The organism is uncultured Jatrophihabitans sp., assembly GCF_964244045.1.
Taxonomy (GTDB): Bacteria; Actinomycetota; Actinomycetes; order Mycobacteriales; family Jatrophihabitantaceae; genus Jatrophihabitans.
Map to the genome: position 1 here is coordinate 1 of NZ_CAXTHK010000076.1, position 3,108 is coordinate 3,108.

Consider the following 3,108-nt stretch of genomic DNA (forward strand, 5'->3'; position numbering starts at 1 on the left):
ATTGACCTAGGGACGCACCCGCGCTGTCATGCCGCGTTGAGCGCTCCGCGCTCTCATGCCGCGTTGAGCGCCACCGCGCTCTCATGCCGCGAGTCGGGCGACTCTGCCAATGACCGCACGTTTGCAGAATGGCGCTTCTAGCGCCATAATGGCGCCATGCCAAGTGTGCAGATCAAGGACGTCCCCGAAGAAACCCACGCGGTGTTGCGACAAAGAGCCGCTGCCGCGCACCAGTCCTTACAGGAATACCTGCGCGCTCGGCTCATTGCCGAGGCGACTCAACCGACGCTCGAGGAAGTGCTGCATCGCGCCGGCGGTCGTTCCGGAGGATCAGTGCCGCTGAAGGTCGCTGTTGCAGCTCTGCGGGAGGACCGTGCTCGTCGTTGACGCCAGCGTGCTCGTGGTGGCTCTTGCCGATGACGGCCCCGATGGACACCGAGTTCGGCAACGACTACGTGGCGAGCGCCTGGCGGCGCCGCAGTTGATTGATCTTGAGGTCGGCTCGGTACTGCGGCGGCTGAACCGATCCGGGCAGATCGGCGATCGGCGCGCCGAGATGGCTATAAACGATCTTGCAGCGATCCCATTACAACGAGCCGGCCACCCTAATTTGCTCGGGCGCTGCTGGGAACTTCGTCAGAACCTGACGTTCTACGACTCCGCCTACGTCGCCCTCGCCGAAGCGCTGCAGGTCACACTGCTCACCGGCGATCGCAGGCTCTCCCGGGCTGCGGGGCCGTCCTGCCCAATCGAAACGATCACGCCGTGACTCAATGAGCGATCGTGCCGATGACGGCACGCGAGCGATGGCAGGATCTCGTCGTGTGGTTCGTGCGATACCAGTCCGCCGCACCGAACGCCGGCGGCACGTATCCGGGTGTTTTCGCGCTCGCTAACGGACTCGCGCACAGTGGCCAATTGTCCAGTGCGGACTGGGCAGGGTGGCGGTCGAGCAATGACGCCTTAGAGCTCGCCTACATCGACCCTGCGACGGTTGACCCGACTGTTTTCGATGGACCGTTCACCCGAGAGTCAGCTGCTGGTTCAAGGAGAGCTCGACGCATCTGCTCGGGCCGTGGTCGGCTACACGGCTCTGCTCGACCGGTACGCCGTGCCGTGGGTTCGCCTTCGCTCCGAAGATCCGGGCGTCGTGCTGTACGTGGACGACGACCAAGTTGTCGTAGCCCCGCGGGTTGACTGGCCGACGAGGTCGGGCAACAGCGGTGCTGTACGAGAAGTCCCACCCACAACTGCCGATGACAGCGCGTGGGACTAGCGCCCCTAGGCTTCGACGCGCGCCAGGACCTGCGCGGTCTCCGTGGAGCTCCTCGGGACTAGATACTGCGCGCCGCGCGTAGTTGTTCTGTCTTACCATCTGTCATAGGATCGTCGTATGGCTGTGGTGAACTTCAGGACCGATGGGCCGGCCGAGCGCGCACTCGCCGAACTCACGGCCGACGGATCAAGCGTGTCGGATGCGATACGCCAAGCGCTCGTGGACGCCGTCCGGCTGCGGCGGCGAGAACAGATGCGCCGGGAGTCGCTCGAGGCCGCCAACGATCCGGCGGATCTCGCGGAGAGTCGACAGATCCTCAAGGAGTTGGACGAGCTTCGTGCGTGGTGACGTCCACCAGCTGCGTGCTCCTCGCGGTGCCCGAGGCAGCGAACAGCGAGGCGTACGGTACGCAGTCATTGTGCAATCAGATGACCTGTTGTTATCGACAGTTCTCGTCGCCCCAACGTCCCGGTCCGCACCACCGCGCATCTTTCGGCCAACGATCTCCGTCGGAGACGAACCCACCCAAGTCCTCACCGAACAAACGGCTGCTGTCGCGCCCGAGCGCCTCGGCAATCTCGTTGGGCATGTCAGCCTCAACGAAATGCAACAAATCGATGCTGCCCTGCGCTTGACCTTGACCCTCGACTGAACGCCCTCACTTGCCGCGTTGCGCGCTGGCTCGGTCAGTGAAACTCAGCGGCTACTTCGATCTGCCCTACGATGTTGGCGTTGAACTCGTTGAGGTCCTCGGCAGGGATCTAGTGCTCGAGGGTGGCTCGGTCGCCGGCCGATGCACAGGACACCTGTCAAGAAATGACTTCGCGACGCACGCATTAAACGTCTACACGGCAGTCGCCTCAGCGATGTTTGTGACTGGCTAGGTCTGGTTAGAGCCCTGCCCAGAAGCCTGTGACGGCGCGAAGAAAAGGCTGTGTCTGAGGTGGGTGCCTCGTTGCGGCAGAGCCGGCTGCTGGCTGGCGTGGTCGCTCTCGACGGCACGGTGCTGGGTTGATCGCGTGAAGATCAGTGGCTCGGTCTTAAGGCAGTGGCGTGATCTGGACCGGGCGGCGGTGTTGAACGTCACGACGCGATTGCGGCCGGACGCGGCGCTGGACGCCATGGTCGACAAGTTCCAGAAGCAGCCGGTGCAGCTGGGACACCATGCGGGTGTGCTCCTCACCGAGCGAGCGGCGACGGTCGACCAGCAGCCGTAGCACGGTCAGGTCCTCGTCGTTGATCACTGGCCGCAGCCCGGGACATGCGGGTGCCGACCAGCGCGACCGAGTGCGCGTCGGTGGCGTCGGTTTTGCGGCCCTGCCCGGTCGCGAACACCCGCGTGCGCGCGGACAGCTTCGGTGGGACGTCGACCACCGTCTCGCCATTCATCGAGCAACCTGTGGGCGATGTGTCGGCCGATGCCGTTGCACCCCTCGATCGCCCACGTCCGTTCCGCGAAGCGTTTCGCGAGGACAAGCTTTGCCCGGTAGCCATCGACGTCGGCGGCGAACCGGCCGCCGTCGAGAATTGTCTCGTCGCCGGCCATCACCTCGATCGTCGCCGACCGTTTGTGCGGGTCGATCCCGATCACCACAGCACCCACTGTTGATCTCCGTTCATTCGAACCGATACTGAGCAACGAACCGGACGCCTCGGCCAAGCCTCGCCAGGCACCGAACGTGGGTCATTGAAATAAGTAGCCGATGACAGCGTGTTCCCGGAGGCTCGTCGAGTAGTTACGATTCGCTATGCTCGCTGTATGGATAGCGGGGTCGTATTGCGCTCGGCGCGTCAGCGCGCCCATCTGACGCAGCAGCAGCTTGCCGTTGCGG

General features: G+C 64.1%; 6 protein-coding genes. All 6 read left to right on the forward strand.

From position 1 onward, the window contains the following. The first annotated feature begins 156 nt into the window (after positions 1-156). The 6 genes from ACFFC4_RS22080 (at position 157) to ACFFC4_RS22105 (ending at position 2,885) form a co-directional block, all read left to right on the forward strand. Positions 157-387, forward strand: coding sequence for a hypothetical protein (locus tag ACFFC4_RS22080; protein WP_375504900.1), 231 nt, complete (start codon positions 157-159; stop codon positions 385-387). A 13-nt stretch (positions 388-400) separates the two neighbouring features. Continuing rightward, the gene (locus ACFFC4_RS22085) at positions 401-769 is read left to right on the forward strand and encodes a type II toxin-antitoxin system VapC family toxin (RefSeq protein WP_375504902.1); all 369 of its coding nucleotides are present in this window, start codon (positions 401-403) and stop codon (positions 767-769) included. Positions 770-1,393: 624 nt separating this feature from the next. Beyond that, positions 1,394-1,624, forward strand: coding sequence for a hypothetical protein (locus ACFFC4_RS22090; RefSeq protein WP_375504904.1), 231 nt, complete (start codon positions 1,394-1,396; stop codon positions 1,622-1,624). Next, complete coding sequence (locus ACFFC4_RS22095) at positions 1,614-1,928, forward strand: type II toxin-antitoxin system PemK/MazF family toxin (protein WP_375504906.1); 315 nt, start codon at positions 1,614-1,616, stop codon at positions 1,926-1,928. Before ACFFC4_RS22090 ends, ACFFC4_RS22095 begins: the two co-directional genes overlap by 11 nt. A 367-nt stretch (positions 1,929-2,295) precedes the next feature. Then, the gene (locus ACFFC4_RS22100; RefSeq protein ID WP_375504908.1) at positions 2,296-2,493 is read left to right on the forward strand and encodes a hypothetical protein; all 198 of its coding nucleotides are present in this window, start codon (positions 2,296-2,298) and stop codon (positions 2,491-2,493) included. A gap of 44 nt (positions 2,494-2,537) precedes the next feature. Then, positions 2,538-2,885, forward strand: coding sequence for a hypothetical protein (locus ACFFC4_RS22105; RefSeq protein WP_375504910.1), 348 nt, complete (start codon positions 2,538-2,540; stop codon positions 2,883-2,885). The last annotated feature ends 223 nt before the right edge of the window (positions 2,886-3,108 follow it).